At 43.8% G+C, this 233-nt stretch carries 1 protein-coding gene; it reads left to right on the top strand.

The genetic code is table 11. The features are described 5' to 3' along the window. Positions 1-233, top strand: a 233-nt coding sequence (locus SB749_RS21025) for a hypothetical protein (RefSeq protein WP_410712029.1), incomplete at both ends; no start/stop codon positions are given.

Raw genomic sequence — 233 nt, forward strand, 5'->3', positions numbered from 1 at the left:
GATGACTTTGAAGGACGCGGCCCGCTTACCTTAGGTGAAGTTAAAACCGTTGGTTATTTAAGTGAGCAATACCAAGCAATGGGGTTGTCTGGCGCGTATCAAGAGAAGTATTTACAGCCAGTTAAAATGGCCATGCTAACTGCAGATCAAAACATGCAATTAACTATGGGGAAGCTTAGCTTTATTGCAGGTAAAGACTTCACCGCCCGTACAAAGCAGTTACAGCCGATTAT

The sequence above is a fragment of the Brevibacterium sp. SIMBA_078 genome (genome assembly GCF_046534565.1).
In the GTDB taxonomy this organism is placed as follows: Bacteria; Actinomycetota; Actinomycetes; order Actinomycetales; family Brevibacteriaceae; genus Brevibacterium.